Origin of the sequence: Croceibacterium atlanticum (assembly GCF_001008165.2) — a bacterium.
GTDB classification, from domain to species: domain Bacteria; phylum Pseudomonadota; class Alphaproteobacteria; order Sphingomonadales; family Sphingomonadaceae; genus Croceibacterium_C; species Croceibacterium_C atlanticum.
The window spans coordinates 1749529-1767467 of the sequence record NZ_CP011452.2 but is presented as its reverse complement, the minus strand read 5'-3'; the positions used below and the strand labels follow the sequence as shown (position 1 = coordinate 1767467).

Below are 17939 nucleotides of genomic sequence, written 5' to 3'. Positions count from 1 at the left end.
ACTGTTGCTAGGAACACTTTATGCTTTGGCGGCGGCTGGGGAGTTTCTGCCGCGGAGCCATCGGGTTCCACCGAACCAGTACGCGCGGCGTCAGTTTGAAGGGGTTCGCTCTGTCGCGCAGCCAACATCTGCCTCGCCAGATCGACGGTAGCCTGCATCTGCTGGACGTTAGCTCCTCGTGCAGCCAGACGGGTTGCAGCTACATGAGACGCTTCACTTGTGCTTGAAGTCCTCATGCTGCGCTACTCCACGCAGTCTTGTGCTCACGCCATGCATCGAGCGCACTAGCGTAACCCTTATCGGAGCAAAGGCGCGCATCGACCTCGGTTAGGCCATTGAGCGTGAGCCCTCGCGGAAGCACGACAACGTGCACATGGCTCCCATTGCCGTGTAGCCCCGCGCAGCTCGGCACATGGCCGATCAAGATTACAGGGAACCGATTAGCGAAGTGCGACCGCGCAAATGCGCGAACCCTTTCATAAGCGTGGTGCCATGCCTCGTTCGAGTCGAGGTAGATCTTGGTCTGGATCATGGCGTGCTTCTCGAAGGTCGGCAGCGCTTCATCGAACCGTCGGGTCAGGAAAGCGAGGTCGACGTAATCAGCAGGCGCTGTTGGAGGCAGCAGGACTTCCACTTTCGTGGCTTGGCCAAACTTCGGATCATCGCCCAAGCGCACCTTGCGATCGATCCAACTGGAGATGCCTTCGCGGTCTCTCGTCTCCTGGTACCAGTACCGCGTGAATGCGAAGTCCGGATGCTCTTCGCGCACGTCATGCAGGAACGAGTTGAGCTTCCCCGGAGCAGGTGACTTCTTGGCTGCGCTGCGTTTCTTTGCTGGTGAAGTAGCCATGCTCAGTATCCCCCTTCGAAGGAGGGTTTCTCGGCCGCTCGCATTATGCCGGCGTAACGCTGGTAGCCTGTCTCGAACGGGGGCAGTTCGCACGGTTCGAGCCCATCGGAACTCAGGCGAAAATAGGGGCCTGAGCCAGCGCACGGGATAAGCCACAGACTGCTGAGGCCGAGCCGCCAAGCGACATAATGGTTCAGCCATTCGCTAGCCTCATTCAACAACACATCGAACGAGGCGCCGTGCAAGGCATCGAAGCGAAGCAGGATGAGATCCATACCCGTGATCTGCGCCATGAGCTCGCATTCAGGATAAAGCAGCGGACGATCGCACGAGGTTGCGGCGAGCGCCAAGTTCGCTGCCAGAGAGGTAACTACCCCCTGATTGAGCTGCTCGTCGAGAGGCTCGCCTCCTCGCACCGACACGCCGCAGGCTTCGACGAGTGCTCCTAGGCGACTGCGCGTTCTGTGCGCTCTTTGCGGGAGCAGTGGTTCGCCCATCACCGGGCGTTTGAGTGTGACCAGATTCATATTCTATCTTCCTTGGAAAGAAGCCGTTCTGGCCGAGGGCGGCTTCCCCCTATTTTCATCATCTCCTCGGCCTCACAGCCGATCACTTCCTCCATTGGTTAGGTCGACGCGCCGGCTCTCGGCGCGCGAGAATGAATTACTCTTTTCTTTCGCGGAACGGACTACTGGCGCTTCTTTCGCGGAACGGACTACTGGCGCTGACTTAAGGCACCGCTTGCTGGCGCTGAACCTCGCGTATGCGCAGTTCTGTCGGGCGGTGAAACGACAGATCACCGAAGAGGCTAGCCTCACAGCGCGGGGTCGCATTTCACACTGGATGATCTGCCGTTCCTCTATAAGGTAAGCACGGTGATCACGCTTCACCACCTAGGTGTTCTGCACAGTGTCCCGATGTCGAACACCACGGCGACAGCCCTGCGAGCGCTTACGAATTCTTGTGCCCGCGTCTAATTAGGAAGCCCGCTCGACGCCGCGGTATAAGCAGGAAGTTCGAACTGCGCAGAAGCCTCTAGTTGAACCACCAAGCCAGCCCTACGCCCACTGCAGCGAGGTGAAGGCTCAGGAGCACAAAGAACTCCAGCGTAGTTCCGAGGCCTGCGCGGCTACGCTTGGCCACCGGGACACCACGGCTCGCGTCGGCCGGACCAGGTTCGAGCGAGACCCTCTGCGACTAATTGAGCACCAATAGAACGGCCTGAACGATGTAGGGTAGCGAGCGTGCGACCGTAGCGATCCTGGCCGGTACGGGCGATCTCGAAGGCGCCGGCATTCAAGAGCTGAATGAGCCTGTTCCTGGCCCGCAGGGCCAGCGCCCTCTCGTATTCGCACGCGCCGTTTAGCTCTGGCGTATCGATGTCGGCGATCCGGATTTTCTCACCTTCAAGCCAAACTGTATCGCCATCGTGGACGCAGTGATCACGTGGGCCAGGGGCACAAACAGCGAGCGCGGCAGCAATCGAAAACATTTGTCCACTCTAGCTTGAAAGACAGAATTTTCCTACTTGGAACAAATATGGAACATGGTGCCCATTGAGTCGGAGATTTCCATGATCGTTCTAAGCCCGCCAATGCTCGCCGCTATAGCTTGCATCATCACTGCCTGTGCTGCCCTGGTCTGGTCAGTGCGGCGAAAGCCATGAGTTCGAAGCGTCTCGATACGATCGCCGATTACTCGCGCCACGGCTACGTGCTGCGGGTGGACTGTCGCCGTTGCCGCAGGATTGCTTTGCTCAATCCACTCAGCATCGTGTTGCTTTGTCAAATGCGCGGTTGGTCAAAGCAGATGTCTGCGCTTGAAGGCCGCCTGCGTTGCTCTCGGTGTGGAAGCCGCGATACGAGGCTTGGACCGGCGTTTGGCAACGCCAGAGGCTCTCCATAATAGGCGGCTTTGCGCCCTAAATTCGGTCATTTTACGGGCAGAATGCTGATCCCGGAAGCGGGCATTCCGGGAAGACATCTTCACACGATGAACGAGAGCGAATTGCCGAAATTGTGAAGCAGAACCGGCAGGAGCAGGCTTCCGGTGCGCAAACGCAGCCAGACCGCGATAAAGGCTGGGATTGCCGTCAGCGCCATCGTGATGGGATCGAAGGCAAAGCTGTCGTCCGAGAAGCCTCAGGCATGTGCCAATCCGAACAGGAAGCACGACAGGACCGCGCCCCATCCCCAATCGACCCGAGGAACCGTCTCCTTCCGGTGAAAGCCTGATCCAGCGCGAACAGCAGGATGCCACGATAGAAGAGCTCCTCCTCCAAACCCGGCATGGTGAGCTGAAACGCGATATCTTCGCCGCTAGCCGGGTTTCCAGGGAAGATGAGAGCTATGACGTAGTGTCGCCGAAGCCGTTCGGTCTTCATGCGACCGCCATGCCTACCGCTGCTTAGTCAACTGAGGTAGATCGACGCCAAAGACAGATACGCTGATCTTAGATGCGGTTTGGCTTCGAGCGCTTCCTGCGATCAAGTGCAAGCTAGGTCGCGACAACTTGCAGGTGATGGATAGCGAGGCCAGGCGAGCCTTCGAATGGTCCTAGATGGCGGTGCGGGAGCATGCTTTCATCATGGTCAACTATTTGAATATTGGCTGAGACCGCTACTTGTCATCGGGCCGCCCGCTTTCTGGGTCGCTGAGCGGCGGCTGCCGGGCATCGCTTGTGGTTGATCCCGTCAACAACCGCGCCCCGCGTCCGTAAGTAAACCATGCCCAAGCCCAGTTGACATAGACGACCAGGCGGCTGCGAAAGTCCACAAGCAGCATCAAATGTATAAGTGACCAGACCAGCCAGGCGAGAAATCCCGTGAGCCGGAGCCTGCCGAATTGCGCCGCCGCACGCGAGCGCCCGATCACCGCCATGGTACCATAGTCGCGGTAGCGGAAGGCGCCGGGCTCGCGCCGACCGGCGATACGGGCCGCGAGCAGCTTCCCGACATATGTGCCCTGCTGCTTGGCAACTGGTGCAAGAGCCGGCAAGCGCTCGTCGCCGCCTGCTTCGAAACTTGCGACGTCCCCGATCGCAAAGATGTTTGGATGACCCGGCACCGAACAATCGGACCGGACCGTTACAGCCCCGTTGCGGACCCCATCGATTCCAAGCCATTCAGCAGCCGGACGGGCCTCAGTGCCGGCACACCACAGCACGGCTCCGGTATCTATCCGCTCGCTACCGAGCACCACGCCGGTGGGATCGATTGCCTCGACGGCCGTGCCAATCCGCACCTCCACCCCCATCGAGGTTAGAGCTTCGGTCGCATAGGTCGAAAGCGCGGGATCGAAACCCGACAGCAAACGGCCGCCCGCCTCGCATAGGACCACACGCGTGTCGCGCGGATCGATGCGAGAGAAATCGCGCGCCAAAGTCGCGCGTGCGAGTTCGGAGATGGTCCCAGCCAGTTCCACGCCAGTTGGGCCGCCCCCAACAATAGCAAAGGTCAGGAGGCGTCGTATCTCTGCGTCGTCGGTCGACTGCTCGGCCCGCTCGAACGCTTCCAGCAACCGCGCGCGGATGGCAAGCGCATCCTCAATCGTCTTGAGAACCAGCGTGTGTTCGCGCCAGTTGTCCTGTCCAAAAAAGCTCGAGGCCGATCCCGTGGCGAGTACGAGATAATCGTATGGCAATCGATGCCCATCGCGCAGCAGCACCGAGCGCGCCCTGATATCGACGCCTGTAACCTCCGCCATCAACACACTTAGGTTTGACCCGCCGCGCATCAGCACACGGGTGGCCGTAGCGATATCGGACGGGGAAAGCGCCGCAGTCGCGACCTGGTATAGCAGCGGTTGAAACAGGTGATGATTGGTTTGGTCGATCAGCGTCACTTCCGCGGCATTGCCGCGAAGAGCGCGCGCCGCAGCCATGCCGCCGAAACCGGCGCCGACGATGACGACCCGGGGGCGGTTCGTCGATTCGGGATGAGACAGGTTCAGCGAAAGCGTTTGGCCTTGCAATTGGGTCTTCCTATTGCGACGAGCGATGATATGTAAACTTATTCGTTTCATTTTGGGCGCATGTCAAAGTCTGATTCGCGCCGAACCATTTTCAGATTCAAATTCTTCATGCTGCGCATATTCGTTTCGCTAATTTTCGCATGCCTTGTTGCAGGTTGCGACGATGCTCCCATTCCGGAGGAGGCCGATCGGCGTCCGGTCAAACTCTACACCGTGGCGGCAGGCGGTCAGGCGAGGACTTACGAGTTTCCCGCGATCATCGAGGCAAGCACATCTTCGGATCTAACCTTCGATGTGCCGGGCAAGATCGTCCGGCTGACGGTGGACCAGGGCGATTTCGTCAGGGCCGGCACGGTGATCGCGCAGCTCGACCAGACCATCGCGCGCAACCAGCTCGTCCAGGCACGCGAACAGTACGAGGCGGCACAGGATGCATTCCGCCGCGCCGACGCGCTGGTCGGCGAAGGCGCGATTCCGCGGGCAGTGCACGTTCAGCGCGAAACGCAGCGCGACACTGCGCGAGCCGAACTTGACAATGCGCGCGAGCAGTTGGAGAAGACCGTCTTGCGGGCGCCCTTTTCGGGCCGCGTGGCCAGGCGACTGACCGAGCCGTTCGAATATGTTTCGCCGCAGCAGCCGGTCGTGACCTTACAGACCGCCGGTTCCGCCAAGGTGGTGGTCCAGGTTCCCTCGTCCATCGTTGCCAATGCCGAGCAGCGGGCCCCGATCAACGCGGCGATCGCGCTCGACAGTCTTCCCGACAGGCGGTTCGCGGCCCGGTTCGGCTCGTTCGCCACCGACGCCACGCGTCAGTCGCTCACCTACGAGGCGACGTTCCTGTTCGATCCGCCTTCCGGCGCGCTGATCCTGCCGGGCATGACGGGAACACTGCATGTCGAGCTCGATACCGATAATGCCGAGATGCCGGCTGTGCCACTGGAAGCGATCGTTGGGCGTGACGAAAAGACATTCGTCTGGCGCGTGGACCGCAGGACCGGAGCCATCGCGCTGCGCCGCGTCACCGTAGGCAAGGGAGCAGGCGGAATGCTGCCTGTAACTGCCGGCATCGGCCGCGGAGACCTGATAGTGGCTGCTGGCGTGGCCAATCTCGAAGAGGGGATGAAAGTCCGCCCCTACGAGCGGGACTGAGCCATGTCGTTTAATCCCGCCGTCTTCTCGATCAGGAATCGCCTGCTCATCCTGCTCGTCATCATCGGGACGATCGTTGCCGGGATGGCGGCCTATGGGTCGCTGCCGCGCTTCGAGGATCCCGAGTTCACCATCCGCCGCGCTGTCGTGGTAACACCCTATCCTGGCGGATCGCCGATGGAGGTCGCCACCGAGGTCACCCAGCGTCTCGAGCGGGAGATCGGGCAGATGCAGGAGGTGAAGGAGATTGTTTCGACCTCCGAGGCGGGCCAGTCGCGCATCGAGGTGGAGATCAAGTACGAGTTCGGGCGCAACAAGGAACAGCTCCAGATCGTCTGGACCAAGCTGCGCAACCGCGTGGCCGATGCCGCCCGGCTGCTTCCGCCCGGGGCAGGTCCCTCGATCGTCAACGACGATTTCGGCGACGTCTTCGGCATCTTCTACATGCTAACCGCCGATGGTTATTCGCCGGCCGAGCTGTACGACTATGCCGAAAAGCTGCGCACCGACCTGAGCGGTGTGGAGGGTGTGGGCAAGGTGGTGCTGTCGGGCGAGCAACGCGAGGCCCTCTATGTCGAGATCATGCGCGAGCGGGTCGCGGCGCTGGGGCTGTCGGTGCAGAGCGTCTATCAGGATCTAGCACAGCAGAATTCCGTCGTCGCAGCGGGCAGCGTGCGCGTCGGCGACCAGCGTCTGGAGATCGTTCCCACCGGCGAAATCGATTCGGTCGAGGAATTGCGCGATCTGCCGGTGATGACCGGCCAGGAAGGCGCGGTCGTGAGACTGGGCGATCTGGCCCGCGTGACGCGCGGCTATGTCGATCCGCCGATGCAGATCCTGCGCTACAATGGCAGGCCGGCGGTGGGCATGGGCATCTCGAATGCGACCGGCACAAATGTGGTCGAGGTCGGCGAGGCGATCGAAGCCAAGCTGCGCGCGAGCGAGAGCGACCGCCCGATCGGCATCGAGATCCACGAATTCTACCACCAGGGCAAGGTGGTGTCGGACGCGATCGGCGATTTCGTGATCAATGTCGCGACGGCGCTCGTCATCGTGGTGGTCACGCTGCTGATCTTCATGGGCTGGCGCTCGGCCGTGGTCATCGGCGCCGTGCTCATGCTCACCGTCGCGGCGACGCTGGCTGGGATGAATGCCGGCGGGATACCGATGCACCGCATCTCGCTGGGCGCGCTGATCATCGCGCTGGGAATGATGGTGGACAACGCCATCGTCGTGGTCGAGGGGATGCTCGTCGGCCTCAAGCAGGGCAAAAACAGGCTGGAGGCGGCGCGCGCGATCGTGGGCCAGATGCTGTGGCCGCTACTAGGAGGCACGCTGGTCGGCATCATCGCCTTCGCCCCGATCGGCCTCGCCCCCGGGCAGGTCGCCGAATACACCAATCACCTGTTCTGGGTGGTGATGATCTCGCTCTTGTTCTCGTGGTTCTTCGCGGTCACCGTAGCGCCTTTTCTCGCCAACTGGCTGTTCGAGAAGGAGGAGGATGCTGCCGCTTCCGGCACTGATCGGGAGACAGGATTCGATGCAGGCCACGACGGTCTCGAGGACGAGGCCGCCCCGCAGCGCGAAGCCGGCCGGATCGGCACCGCCTATCGCGAATGGCTCGCGCGCGCGCTGCGCCATCGCTGGCGTACCATGGGCCTGACCGGGGGGTTGTTCGCCGTCTCCCTTGTGGGCTTCGCGTTCGTGGAACAGGGTTTCTTTCCCGCCTCCACCACGCCGCATTTGATGGTCGATTACTGGCTGCCTGCGGGCACCGATATCGAGCGGACCAATGCCGACCTGGAGGAGATTGAGGAGGATCTGGCGACGATGGACGGCGTTACTGACGTTCAGACCGTGGTCGGCATGGGTACCTTGCGTTACAAGCTGGTCTATCAGCCCGAGGCGCCGACATCCTCCTTCGGCCAGATGATCCTGCGGGTTGAGGACGCCTCGACGCTCGAGCGGCTGCAGGCAGATGTGCATGCCTATTTGCAAAAGAACGCCCCCGAAGCGCGCGCCAAGGTCTGGCTGTTCGAACTGGGGCCGGGTGGCGGCTCGAAGATCGAGGCGCAGTTTTCGGGGCCCGATCCGGCGGTTCTGCAGAGCCTGGCGCAGCAGGCCAAGGATGTCTTCGCCGAGGACGAAGCGGCCATCCTCGTGAAGGATGACTGGCGCGAGCAGGTGCCGGTCATCCACCCGCTCTATTCCGAAACGCGCGCGCGTCGCCTTGGCGTCAGCCGCGAGGACGTGGCCGAGGCCTTGCAGGGCACGTTCGCGGGCCGTCCGATAGGCGTCTTCCGCGAGGGCGACGACCTGATCCCGATCATCGCCCGCTCGCCCGAAAGCGAAACGCGCGACGCGCAGAACATGGAAGCAATCCAGGTGTTCAGCGCCAGCGGCGCCTCGCTTCCGCTGCAGGAAGTGATCGACGGTTTCGAGACCCGCTGGCGTCATTCGCAGATTCAGCGGATCGATCAGCGCTGGGCAATCAACGCCCAGGCCGATCCCGCGCCGGGCGAAACCGCCAACCGTCTGCTCGATCGCGTGCGCGGAGACGTCGAGGCGATCGAACTGCCTTCCAGCTACCATTTCGAATGGGACGGCCAGGAAGGAACGAGCACCGAGGCGATCGATTCGCTGATTGGCGTGGTCCCGCTCGGTGTCATCGGCATGGTGCTGGTGGTAATCGTGCTGTTCAACGCAGTGCGCCAGCCGGTGATCATTTTCATGATCGTGCCGCTGGCGATCATCGGCGTAACCATCGGCCTGCTCATCACCGGCATAGCGATGGAGTTCATCGCCATTCTCGGTGTGCTCTCGCTCTCGGGCCTGCTGATCAAGAACGCGATCGTGCTGGTCGATCAGATGGATATCGAGATCGGCGAGGGCAAACCGCGTTTCGATGCCATCATTGAGGCAGCCTATGATCGCGCCCGCCCGGTCATCCTGAGTTCGCTGACGACGGTACTCGGCGTCATCCCACTGCTGTTCGACGCCTTCTTCAAGGCGATGGCCGTGGTCCTGGCCTTCGGGCTGGCCTTCGGGACGGTACTGACCCTGTTCGTGGTGCCGGTCCTCTATGCAATCTTCTTCAAGATCGGCCCTGACGAGACCGCAGCCGAGCCACAGGGGGCAAGTTGAACCATGCGCATCGTCCCTCTCACCGCCATGTTGCTCGGCCTGATGCTGGTGTCAGGCTGCTCGCATCCCGACAGGGTCGGCGATGGTCCGGTCGCACCCGCCCGCGCGGCCCTGCCGCCTTTGCCGGAACGCTGGCGGGCAGTCGCCGATGCCGCAGGGCCGGTCGCGGACGGATGGGTCGCCGCCTTCGGCGACCCGCGCCTCGCCGCGCTCGTGGCCGAAGCGCAGGAGAAGAACAGTGATCTTCAGGCCGCCGCGGCGCAGGTCCAGCGCGCCGCAGCACTTGCCCGTCAGGCGCGTTCCGGGCTGCGTCCGGCCGTTCAGGCGGTCGGCCTGGGTTCGCGCAGCCATATCGAGATCGATGATATCGAAATCGGCGGGCAGGCCGGACTGCCGGTGCCGTCCAGCATCGAATATGACAGCACCAGCTTTCTGGGACTGGCGCAGGCGAGTTGGGAAATCGACCTGTGGGGCAGGATCAGCGATGGCTGGTATGCCGCGCTCGAGAACGAGGCGGCTGCCCGCGCCGACTATTTCGCGGCCCGGCAATCGATTGCCGCGGGCGTGGCGCGCGCCTATCTGGTCTCGATCGAGGCTTCGCGGCAGGTGGGGCTGGCCGAGGAAGCGGTTGATACGCTCGAACATCTGCATCGCCTGGTGGGTCTGCAGGTCCGCGAGGGCGTCGCGATGGATGGCGATCTGGCACTGATCCGCGCCAATCTCGAACAGGCGCGCGAGGCTCTCGCACGGGCACAGGGCGCGCGGCGCGAGGCGATCCGTGCTCTCGAACTACTGGTCGGGCGCTATCCCGCGGCCGAGTTCGCCTCGGGAATTGACTTGCCGCCCATGCCAACGCCGCCGCCTGCCGGGCTGCCTTCGACGCTGCTCGAGCGGCGGCCCGATCTGGTCGCGGCCGAGCGGCGCGTCGCCGCCGCACTGCATGCCGAGGACCAGGCCAGCAAGGCGCGCCTGCCGCGCCTGTCGCTCACGGGGCTGGCGGGCGCGGTGTCGGACGCCCTTGAAAATATCTTCGATCCTACCGCGACCCTGTTCAGCATTGGCGGCAATGTCGCGGCGCCGATCTACCAGGGCGGCGCGCTGGCTGCCGGCGAAAACATTGCCGATGCCGAACTGCGCGCGGCGATCGCGCAATATGCCGGCGCCGCGCTGGCCGCTTTCGAGGAAGTGGAAACCGCGCTCGACAGCGGCGTGGTGCTTCGCCGCCGCCGGGACGCGGCCGTCATCCGCGTGCGCGAGATAGAGGAAGCGCTCAGGATCGAGGATCTGCGGTACAGGGTCGGCGAAAGCAGCCTGCTTGACGTGTTGCAGATCCGGCAGCAGGCGATCACTGCGCGCAGCGATCTGGCGACGATCGAGCGCATGGAACGCGAGCAGTTCGTCACGCTCAATCTGGCGCTCGGCGGAAGCTGGAACGCGCCGGAGGCTGATCCCCCAGAGATTTCCGAGAAGGATGGCGATGCGAACCCGTAAAGAACTCCGCCTGACCATGATGCCGGGACAGGCCATCGACCTGGTGCGAACGCTCGTCCTGGGAGTGCTCGGCCCCGCATTGCTGCTTGGCGGTTGTGCCAGCTTCGACCGGCAACCGTTCGAGGCCGCGCAGATCGAAGCCGCGCACGCGCCGGATTCGCCGAAAATCCGCCATTGGGCCAATTCCCCCGACCTGTTGACACAGATCTCGATCGCCCCGCCACCGCCGGGCGAGCCACTGCGCGTGCTCGCGCTGTCGGGCGGTGGGGATGACGGGGCCTATGGTGCGGGTTTTCTCAACGGATGGTCGCAAACCGGCAAGCGACCTGAATTTGCCGTGGTCACTGGAGTCAGCACCGGGGCTCTCATCGCCCCCTTCGCGCTGCTCGGGCCGGACTACGACGACGAGCTGAAACGCGCCTATACCGAGATCACGCCCGACGACATTTACAAGGACCGCTTCGCGTTGGCGATCCCGTTCTCGACCAGCGTCGCGACGACCGAGCCGCTCGAGGCTCTAATCGCCCGCTTCGCCACTGATGCGGTGATCGATGCCATCGGCGAAGAGCACCGCAAGGGCCGGCGCCTGTTCGTCGGCACCGTCAGCCTCGACCGCCCCGGCAATGCGATCTGGGACATGGGAGCGATCGCGGCCGGTGATGCGCCCGGTCGCTATGCCCTTTTCCGGCGCATCCTGCTCGCCAGCAGCTCCGTCCCGGTGCAGTTCCCCCCGGTGCTGATCGAGATGGAAGCGCAGGGAGAGCGAATCAGCGAACTCCATGTCGATGGCGGCACCATTGCGACCCTGATGGCCGCTCCGCCGGTCGCGAACGACCAGATCCTGCGGGACAGCCAGTCCCCAACGGAGCTGTATCTGCTGGTCAACGGCAAGATGGCAGGCGAGTTCGAGCTGATCGAAGCAGGTCTCTCCAGCATCGCCAAGCGGACGCTTGAGGTGATGCTCTTCTCCAGCCTCCAGGACCGTGTGGCCTCGGCCTATGTCTGGGCGAGATCGACCGGCGCCGGATATCACTTGACCTTTATCGAGCAGGACTTCGACGCGGACGAGCACGATCTTTTCGAGCAGGATTATATGCGCACGCTGTTCGACTATGGCGTGGAGCGCGGTCGGGCACAGGCATGGCAGGATAGTCCGCCATCGTCGGATCCGGACACTGTCGCATCAGCCGTGCCCGAAACGACGAGTTCCGAGGATTAGCGCCCGTCATGGCACCGGGACGAACATACCGCATGAGCTTCGCCTTTTCCGATATCCCCCATCAATCCGGACGGCCGGCCGTCGTTAACGGCGCCAATAGCGGCACCGGCTACGAGATCGCCCCGCACCTGGCGATGAAAGGCGTGCGCGTGCTGCTGGCGTGTCGCGATGCCGAGCACGGCACTTTGCGTGTCTTACAGGCCGTGACCGATCCGCAAGCGGAAGGCGGCGACCATCCCGGTCCTTGCGGTCTCATGGGGATGCGTGGCCAGACTTCGGGTCGCGCGGTCGTGACAGACCCGACTCGCGACCGGGAGATGACGAGAAAGCTGTGCAACAGGTCGGTTGCACTAACCGGAACAGAACCGGACATTGGTCCTGCTGTTCCGTCGCAGACAACGCCTCCCGACAGCGCACCGTAACGCGGATGCGCGACCGGCACCCTCCGTTCATGATACAGCGCGCAGCTTCTCATGCGTTCGGAAATACGGCACTTTCCGCAATCGGCTTGAGTGTCGCTAAGCACGCGGTGGGCCATCCCGGCCTGACGGGCGTTGCACTTGTCGAGGACGGCATAGACGCGTTTGCCATCCGCTCTCGACTCATCGCCGCGGCCGAAAGATCGATCGACCTGCAATATTACATCTGGCGCGACGATCTGACCGGTAATCTCCTGCTGGAAGACTTGCGCAGAGCGGCAGCGCGGGGTGTACGGGTCCGTCTGCTGGTTGACGATAACGGCATTCCCGGCCTCGACCGCAAATTGCGCTGGCTGGCCAGCGACCGCAATTTCGAGATCCGCATTTTCAATCCGTTTCGAAACCGACACTTCAAGCCGCTCGATTTCCTGCTGGATTTCCACCGCGTCAATCGCAGGATGCATTCGAAAAGCTTTACAGTCGACAATCAGATAACCTGTGTCGGCGGGCGTAATGTCGGAGACGAGTACTTCGCCAACCGAGAGCAGGGGATTTTTGCCGATGTGGATGCGCTTTGCGTAGGCGCGGTGGTGCAAGAAGTCTCCGAATGTTTCGATGCGTTCTGGAATTTTCCCGCTGCAATCGAAATCGACTGCATCGTGAAGGAAGATCCGAAGCAGTACGCGGCAAGCGGGGCAACTGATTTCACGCGGTCAGTTTCCGGCCCCTCCGCGACCGATTATCTAAGCCGTGCCGCCGGATCTGTTTTGCTTGAGCGTGCGCGGGCCGGACGGATTGAATTCGAATGGGTGCCCGTCGAGCTGGTCAGCGATCGGCCCGCCAAGGTTCTCGGACAATCGCGTCAAGGCGATCTCATGGCTAGCGTCCTCAGGGGTCTCATCGGTCAACCGGAAAGGGAATTGCTCGTCGTTTCGGGCTATTTCGTGCCGACCTCATCAGGTGCCAGGGCCTTTGCGCAAATGGCACGCAACGGGGTCGATGTGCGCGTCCTGACCAATTCCTTTGCTTCGACCGATGTCGCTATGGTTCATGCCGGATATGCAAAGCATCGGCATTTTCTCGTGAAGTCGGGGGTGCGTCTGTATGAGATGCCTGCCCCTGGAGACCGGCCCAAGACCACCCGCAAATCTCTGCGTCGACCTTCGCCGCGCAACACAAACGAGAATGCCACCCTGCATGCCAAGATGTTCGCTGTAGACGGCCGTCGGGTCTTTGTCGGTTCTTTCAATTTCGATCCGCGCTCTTTCGCTCTCAATACTGAGCTCGGGATCGTCATCCAGAGTGAGAATCTGGCGGCACAGATGCACCACGCCTTCGATACCATGATCGCGTCCGGCTCCTACAAAATCGTCGTGGATGACAAAGGCCGACTGAACTGGATGGACATGCGCGACGATGTCCGTCAATGTGAACTGGCGGAGCCTGGAACCACATGGTGGTCGCGAGTGCTCACTCGCCTTCTCAGCAAAACGCCGATCGATTGGCTGCTGTGAATACCATCTGGGCGCGGCGACCTACGCGCCGACGTCATTCTCCTGGGTCACCAAATGGACCGTCCGCGTCGGGTAGGCGATAGCGAGACCGGCTGCCTTGAACCTCTCGAAAATGGCCAGCAGCAGTTCCTGCCGGATCAGTCGGCTTTCCGCGTAATCGGCAACCATGATGTAGGACCAGATCTCGATATCCAGCGAGCTCTCGCCGAAATGAGCAAATCGAGCACGGAGGCCATCCTTTTCAATCAGGTGGTGATCGCGCAGGATCTGCTCGATAATCTCCACGGCCCGGCGCAGCTGGCCTGCGGAGATACCGTATTCGACGCCGATCGTGGGATTGAACAGAAAGCGGTCGCGCTTGGCGAAGTTTTCGATCTCGCGGGAGGAAAAATCACCGTTCGGGATGGTGACGAGCGTGCGTTCATTCGTGCGAATCCTCGTCGAGCGCATACCGATATCCTCTACGGTGCCGACAATATCTCCCGCGCGGCAGAAGTCTCCGACCTGAACAGGGCGGTCTGCGATGACGTTCAGGCTGCCGATCAAATTCTCCACGGCCTTCTGTGCGCCTAACGCCAAGGCGATGCCGCCAATGCCCAATGCGGCAATGCCCGTGGTCACATCGACCCCCAGCGTGTCGAGGACCGCTACCGTCGCCAATAGGAAGAGCACTATCTTTGCCGTACGCCGCAACAGGACGACGACCGACACTGCCTGCCGCCGCTGGCGGCGTTCCATCCGGGCACTAGCAACGCGTGCGATGGCATCGACCAGGCGCAGCGCAAACCAAGCAAGCGCTACCCAGCCAACGATACCGATATAGCGCAGCAAGGTCTGGCGCGCGACGATGGACGCCTCGATGCTGCCCGTCCACAGGTGGAAGGTCACCACTGCGAGAAACAGGCTGAGCGGCGGCAAGGCGGCCTGCGTGAAGCGGTAGATCGCGCTTTTCTCGCGGTCGGCCACAAAACGCCGCATGATGGCCAGAAGTCCGGCCGATATAAGCCAGTAGAGAAAGAAACTGCCGGCTGCGCTCCCGAGCAAGAGAGCCCAGTCCTGCAGCGGGGCTCCGGCCACCTCGGCGCTTTCACCGTCTTCCGGTTCAGCCGGATTTGTCGCCGCCACAGACACTGCTTCGAGAGCTTCAACGGTCTCCTGCGAAATCCCCCAGACCTCGCTGCCGACAGGGCTGTCGGTCCGGGTGAGAAGGATCGGCAGACCTTCCTCGCCGCCGAGCCTGCCTACCTCTTCGGTGTCGGCCGGCAGTTCATCGTCGAGACGCCCACTCGCTTCGTTCGACAAGGCACCGAAAGGCAGGAGCGTCCCCTGTTGGTCGAGCGCGGCTTGCAGCTTGGTGGCCCAGATCGCTCCTTGATCGACAAGTTGAGCCTCATCCTCTTCCGCAGACAGGTGGAAATAGTGAGCAGCCCTCGTGTAGTCCTTCGCCGCCAGGGCGCTGATCAGGCCGGTCACCGTTCCACGCGGCGTCTCGCGACCGAAAGGGTCGGTAGCCACTTCAACGGCCTGCTCGGCCATCGGCTCCGCCACAGGAGCGATTTGAGCGGAAGCCGGTGTTAAGGCGGCGCAGGCGACCAGCAATAAAAGGGCAGAAAGACGGAGAACCGATATCGGTCCGATCGGGATATTATCTGGAAGGCGCTGGCCATCGCAGTTCCGCAATGGCTTCAACCCTACGAACCTACGAAAGACAGAGATTGCATTCCAACCGCTAAAGCTCGGCTCACTGATCGATCGGAGAGATTGCCTTGGGGGAAAGGCCATTTTTGCTGGCGCCGGCGATGAAAGAAAGTAAACTCACCGGTACCATGCCGTTTTCCGTTGCGGCAGGCAAGCGTTCATGTGGGCATCATTAGTCCGCGTTGCCCGCTGCGGAGCTTTGCCTGGCCATACCACAAAGGCCTCGTCCTACTGGGCAGCAGATCAGATGGCCGAACCAATGCAATAGTGAGAGAATAGATGTCACTTCCCCGCAGAACCTCAAGCGGCGGTCGTCCTTCAAAAGAGGAGGCCGAGAAACTAGGCGAGCACATATTGCAGGAAGCGCTGCAGGAATTTATCGCTAAGGGCCTCGATGCGTCCCGGATGGACGCGATCGCCGCTTCGGCCCACGTATCGAAGCGAACACTTTACGCACGCTACAAATCCAAGGATGAACTGCTATGTGCGACGATGGACTATGGTATTGCGAAGCACATCCGTCCGGTGAGCACTCTTCCTGCCAATGGCCCCATTCGCGAGCGCCTCGAAGCCGTTGCGCATAAATTTCTAGAAGCCTCGCTCACCGCAGAAGGCCGCGGCATACAGACCTTGCTGACATGGCTTGCCAATTACCGCCCCGATTTGCAGAACAAGATCAGGGCCAAAGCCGTGGCTGACGTTACCGGCGTTATGAACCAAATTCTAAAGGACGGCTACGCAAACGGAGAAATTGCGTTCTCAGACTTCCCGGCGATCGCTAAGATAGTCTTCGACTTATTATTCTCCTTGCCGAATTATGAAATACTGAGGGGCATGGGTCCCGAATATCATGGCAGCGAATCCGTCAGCCTGGACAAGGAACTTGATTTCGTGATGGCTGCACTTCGCACTGGCGTCGTCTTTTCGACGAATGGGCGGTAAGCTGGCGCATATCTTATAAATCAGCAACTTCGTTGCATTGGTTTGAACCTAAAGATATTTCAGTATCCTTCGGATTCATCGTGATCGGAGTGTCCAGAAGATGGCCCCGGCTCAATGTGCTCTGGAATCTCGTCGAGCAATGTTCTGCCAGAGGCGTACCGCCGCCCGAGCGTCTCGATAAACCCTTAGTAACGCTTCGCATCACGATCTCCTACAGATCAATGCCGTCGTCGGGGTTGCGAGGCCTGTCGCGCCAGCCCTTGCATCCGTCGCCGCAAGGCCGATGCGCGCGCAGCTTCATCCGGGTCATCCTCGAAAATCGCGAACTCGCCGGTCGGTAACGAGTCCGGCGTTTCTCGTGCGATATCGAGATGATCGGGCAGTTCGGGTTCGCGGCGGAGCCCATGAGTTTTCTCCATGACGGGCCGGTCGGGAGCCTCTCTCCTGACCTCAAAACTTTCACGAAGCGCAGCGTCGCCCTCTTACTATAAAGAGAGCGACGCCGCGGTCTGGGCGACGGTGGAGGTCAACCTTACGGCTCTGACTGGTGATCTATTGGCGCTGCATTCAGATGAGGACCGCATCGGCCTCGACCTTTCGCCGGCAAGCCATGTGCTGGGTGATCCCACCGCGCTCGGACGGATTTTTGATAACCTCGTCGATAATGCCCTGCGCCACGCCTCGACCGTCACGGTAAGGAATGTTTCGGATGGCGGTAAGACCTGCTGGTCGTTTGAGGACGATGGCCCGGGAGTTGCGCCCGACCAACAACTGACGTTAGGCACGGCCTATGCCCGTTTCGATCCGTCACGCGATCGACAGACGGGCGGAGCCGGCCTTGGCTTAGCGATCGTCTGCGGACTTGCCGAAGCCATAGGCGGCTCCGTCTCGTTCCGGTCCAAGCCGGGCCGAGGACTGCATGTGCAAGTCGTGCTGTTGTCGGCGGGTAGAAGCTCAGAATGAGCGAGACTCCACTGCAGACTGATAATAATCGGAGGAGTAAATCAAATTGATAAAATTGAGGATCATCAACGATGAGTATCGTCGCTCAACTCGCGATCGGAACGGTGACCGTTGCACTTACCATCATCATGCAAGCGTGTTTTGCCGCAATAGCCTTCTCAGTCGATGATCGCTTCACGCCGCCTCGCACGCGAACAACACGCTTTGGAGCGACCTTGCTTCTTGCCGCTTCTACGATATGGATGCTGCTCGCTATCACGCTGGCGGCTTGGATTTGGGCGGGCCTGTTTATTGTATTGGGTGCCTTCGAAGCGCTGGAACCGGCGCTCTATTTCGCAACGGTTTCCCTGACGACGCTAGGCTTCGGCGACGTTATCCTCTCGCAGGATGTGCGGCTGCTGTCTGCGATCGTGGCTGCCAACGGCCTCGTCATGTTCGGTTTGAGCACTGCGTTTCTTCTCGAATTCGTGGGTCAGGTGCGCGAGGAGAAAGGCAGTTCGACGCGATCCCACATTTCGACGGCAGAATGACTTCGTACAGAACCGGCTCACTTTGGCTAGGCTTCGTGGACAAAGCTTG

15 protein-coding genes are annotated in these 17939 nt (G+C 61.4%); 9 read left to right on the top strand and 6 right to left on the bottom strand.

All coding sequences use genetic code 11. From position 1 onward, the window contains the following. Nucleotides 1-232: 232 nt before the first annotated feature. The 5 genes from WYH_RS08405 to WYH_RS08380 form a co-directional block, all read right to left on the bottom strand. Nucleotides 233-850, bottom strand: a complete 618-nt coding sequence (locus tag WYH_RS08405) for a hypothetical protein (protein WP_046903481.1) — start codon at nucleotides 848-850, stop codon at nucleotides 233-235. 2 nt (nucleotides 851-852) lie between these two features. Further along, the gene (locus WYH_RS08400; RefSeq protein WP_046903480.1) at nucleotides 853-1377 is read right to left on the bottom strand and encodes a hypothetical protein; all 525 of its coding nucleotides are present in this window, start codon (nucleotides 1375-1377) and stop codon (nucleotides 853-855) included. A 602-nt stretch (nucleotides 1378-1979) separates the two neighbouring features. Continuing rightward, nucleotides 1980-2342 (bottom strand): thermonuclease family protein, encoded by a 363-nt coding sequence (locus WYH_RS08395; protein WP_046903479.1) that lies wholly within the window; start codon nucleotides 2340-2342, stop codon nucleotides 1980-1982. Nucleotides 2343-2835: 493 nt separating this feature from the next. Further along, nucleotides 2836-2952, bottom strand: coding sequence for a hypothetical protein (locus WYH_RS17340; RefSeq protein ID WP_328700710.1), 117 nt, complete (start codon nucleotides 2950-2952; stop codon nucleotides 2836-2838). A 516-nt stretch (nucleotides 2953-3468) separates the two neighbouring features. Continuing rightward, nucleotides 3469-4872 (bottom strand): NAD(P)/FAD-dependent oxidoreductase, encoded by a 1404-nt coding sequence (locus WYH_RS08380; protein ID WP_082347915.1) that lies wholly within the window; start codon nucleotides 4870-4872, stop codon nucleotides 3469-3471. Between the two features lie 57 nt (nucleotides 4873-4929). On the opposite strand from WYH_RS08380, the gene WYH_RS08375 reads away from it, so the two are divergent. From WYH_RS08375 to WYH_RS08350, 6 genes are read left to right on the top strand one after another with little or no spacing between them, the layout of a single operon-like run. After that, complete coding sequence (locus WYH_RS08375) at nucleotides 4930-5970, top strand: efflux RND transporter periplasmic adaptor subunit (protein WP_157726776.1); 1041 nt, start codon at nucleotides 4930-4932, stop codon at nucleotides 5968-5970. Between the two features lie 3 nt (nucleotides 5971-5973). Continuing rightward, the gene (locus WYH_RS08370) at nucleotides 5974-9114 is read left to right on the top strand and encodes an efflux RND transporter permease subunit (RefSeq protein WP_046903476.1); all 3141 of its coding nucleotides are present in this window, start codon (nucleotides 5974-5976) and stop codon (nucleotides 9112-9114) included. A gap of 3 nt (nucleotides 9115-9117) precedes the next feature. After that, nucleotides 9118-10605: an efflux transporter outer membrane subunit gene (locus WYH_RS08365; protein ID WP_053833465.1), complete on the top strand. Its 1488-nt coding sequence runs from the start codon at nucleotides 9118-9120 to the stop codon at nucleotides 10603-10605. Beyond that, a complete protein-coding gene (locus WYH_RS08360) occupies nucleotides 10592-11824 on the top strand; it encodes a patatin-like phospholipase family protein (protein ID WP_157726777.1) in 1233 nt (410 codons plus the stop codon). The genes WYH_RS08365 and WYH_RS08360 overlap by 14 nt, the downstream gene beginning before the upstream one ends. A 32-nt stretch (nucleotides 11825-11856) precedes the next feature. Continuing rightward, complete coding sequence (locus WYH_RS17045; protein ID WP_046903475.1) at nucleotides 11857-12246, top strand: hypothetical protein; 390 nt, start codon at nucleotides 11857-11859, stop codon at nucleotides 12244-12246. A 29-nt stretch (nucleotides 12247-12275) separates the two neighbouring features. Next, on the top strand, nucleotides 12276-13757 hold the full coding sequence (locus WYH_RS08350) for a phospholipase D-like domain-containing protein (protein ID WP_046903474.1): 1482 nt from the start codon (nucleotides 12276-12278) through the stop codon (nucleotides 13755-13757). 21 nt (nucleotides 13758-13778) lie between these two features. Here the strand turns inward: WYH_RS08350 and WYH_RS08345 are convergent, their stop codons facing one another. Next, a complete protein-coding gene (locus WYH_RS08345; RefSeq protein WP_053833674.1) occupies nucleotides 13779-15293 on the bottom strand; it encodes a mechanosensitive ion channel family protein in 1515 nt (504 codons plus the stop codon). Nucleotides 15294-15734: 441 nt separating this feature from the next. On the opposite strand from WYH_RS08345, the gene WYH_RS08340 reads away from it, so the two are divergent. The 3 genes from WYH_RS08340 (at nucleotide 15735) to WYH_RS08330 (ending at nucleotide 17890) form a co-directional block, all read left to right on the top strand. Continuing rightward, nucleotides 15735-16397: a TetR/AcrR family transcriptional regulator gene (locus WYH_RS08340; protein ID WP_053833462.1), complete on the top strand. Its 663-nt coding sequence runs from the start codon at nucleotides 15735-15737 to the stop codon at nucleotides 16395-16397. Nucleotides 16398-16814: 417 nt separating this feature from the next. Continuing rightward, nucleotides 16815-17360: a sensor histidine kinase gene (locus WYH_RS16525; RefSeq protein WP_082347913.1), complete on the top strand. Its 546-nt coding sequence runs from the start codon at nucleotides 16815-16817 to the stop codon at nucleotides 17358-17360. Nucleotides 17361-17431: 71 nt separating this feature from the next. After that, the gene (locus WYH_RS08330; RefSeq protein ID WP_087910621.1) at nucleotides 17432-17890 is read left to right on the top strand and encodes an ion channel; all 459 of its coding nucleotides are present in this window, start codon (nucleotides 17432-17434) and stop codon (nucleotides 17888-17890) included. The last annotated feature ends 49 nt before the right edge of the window (nucleotides 17891-17939 follow it).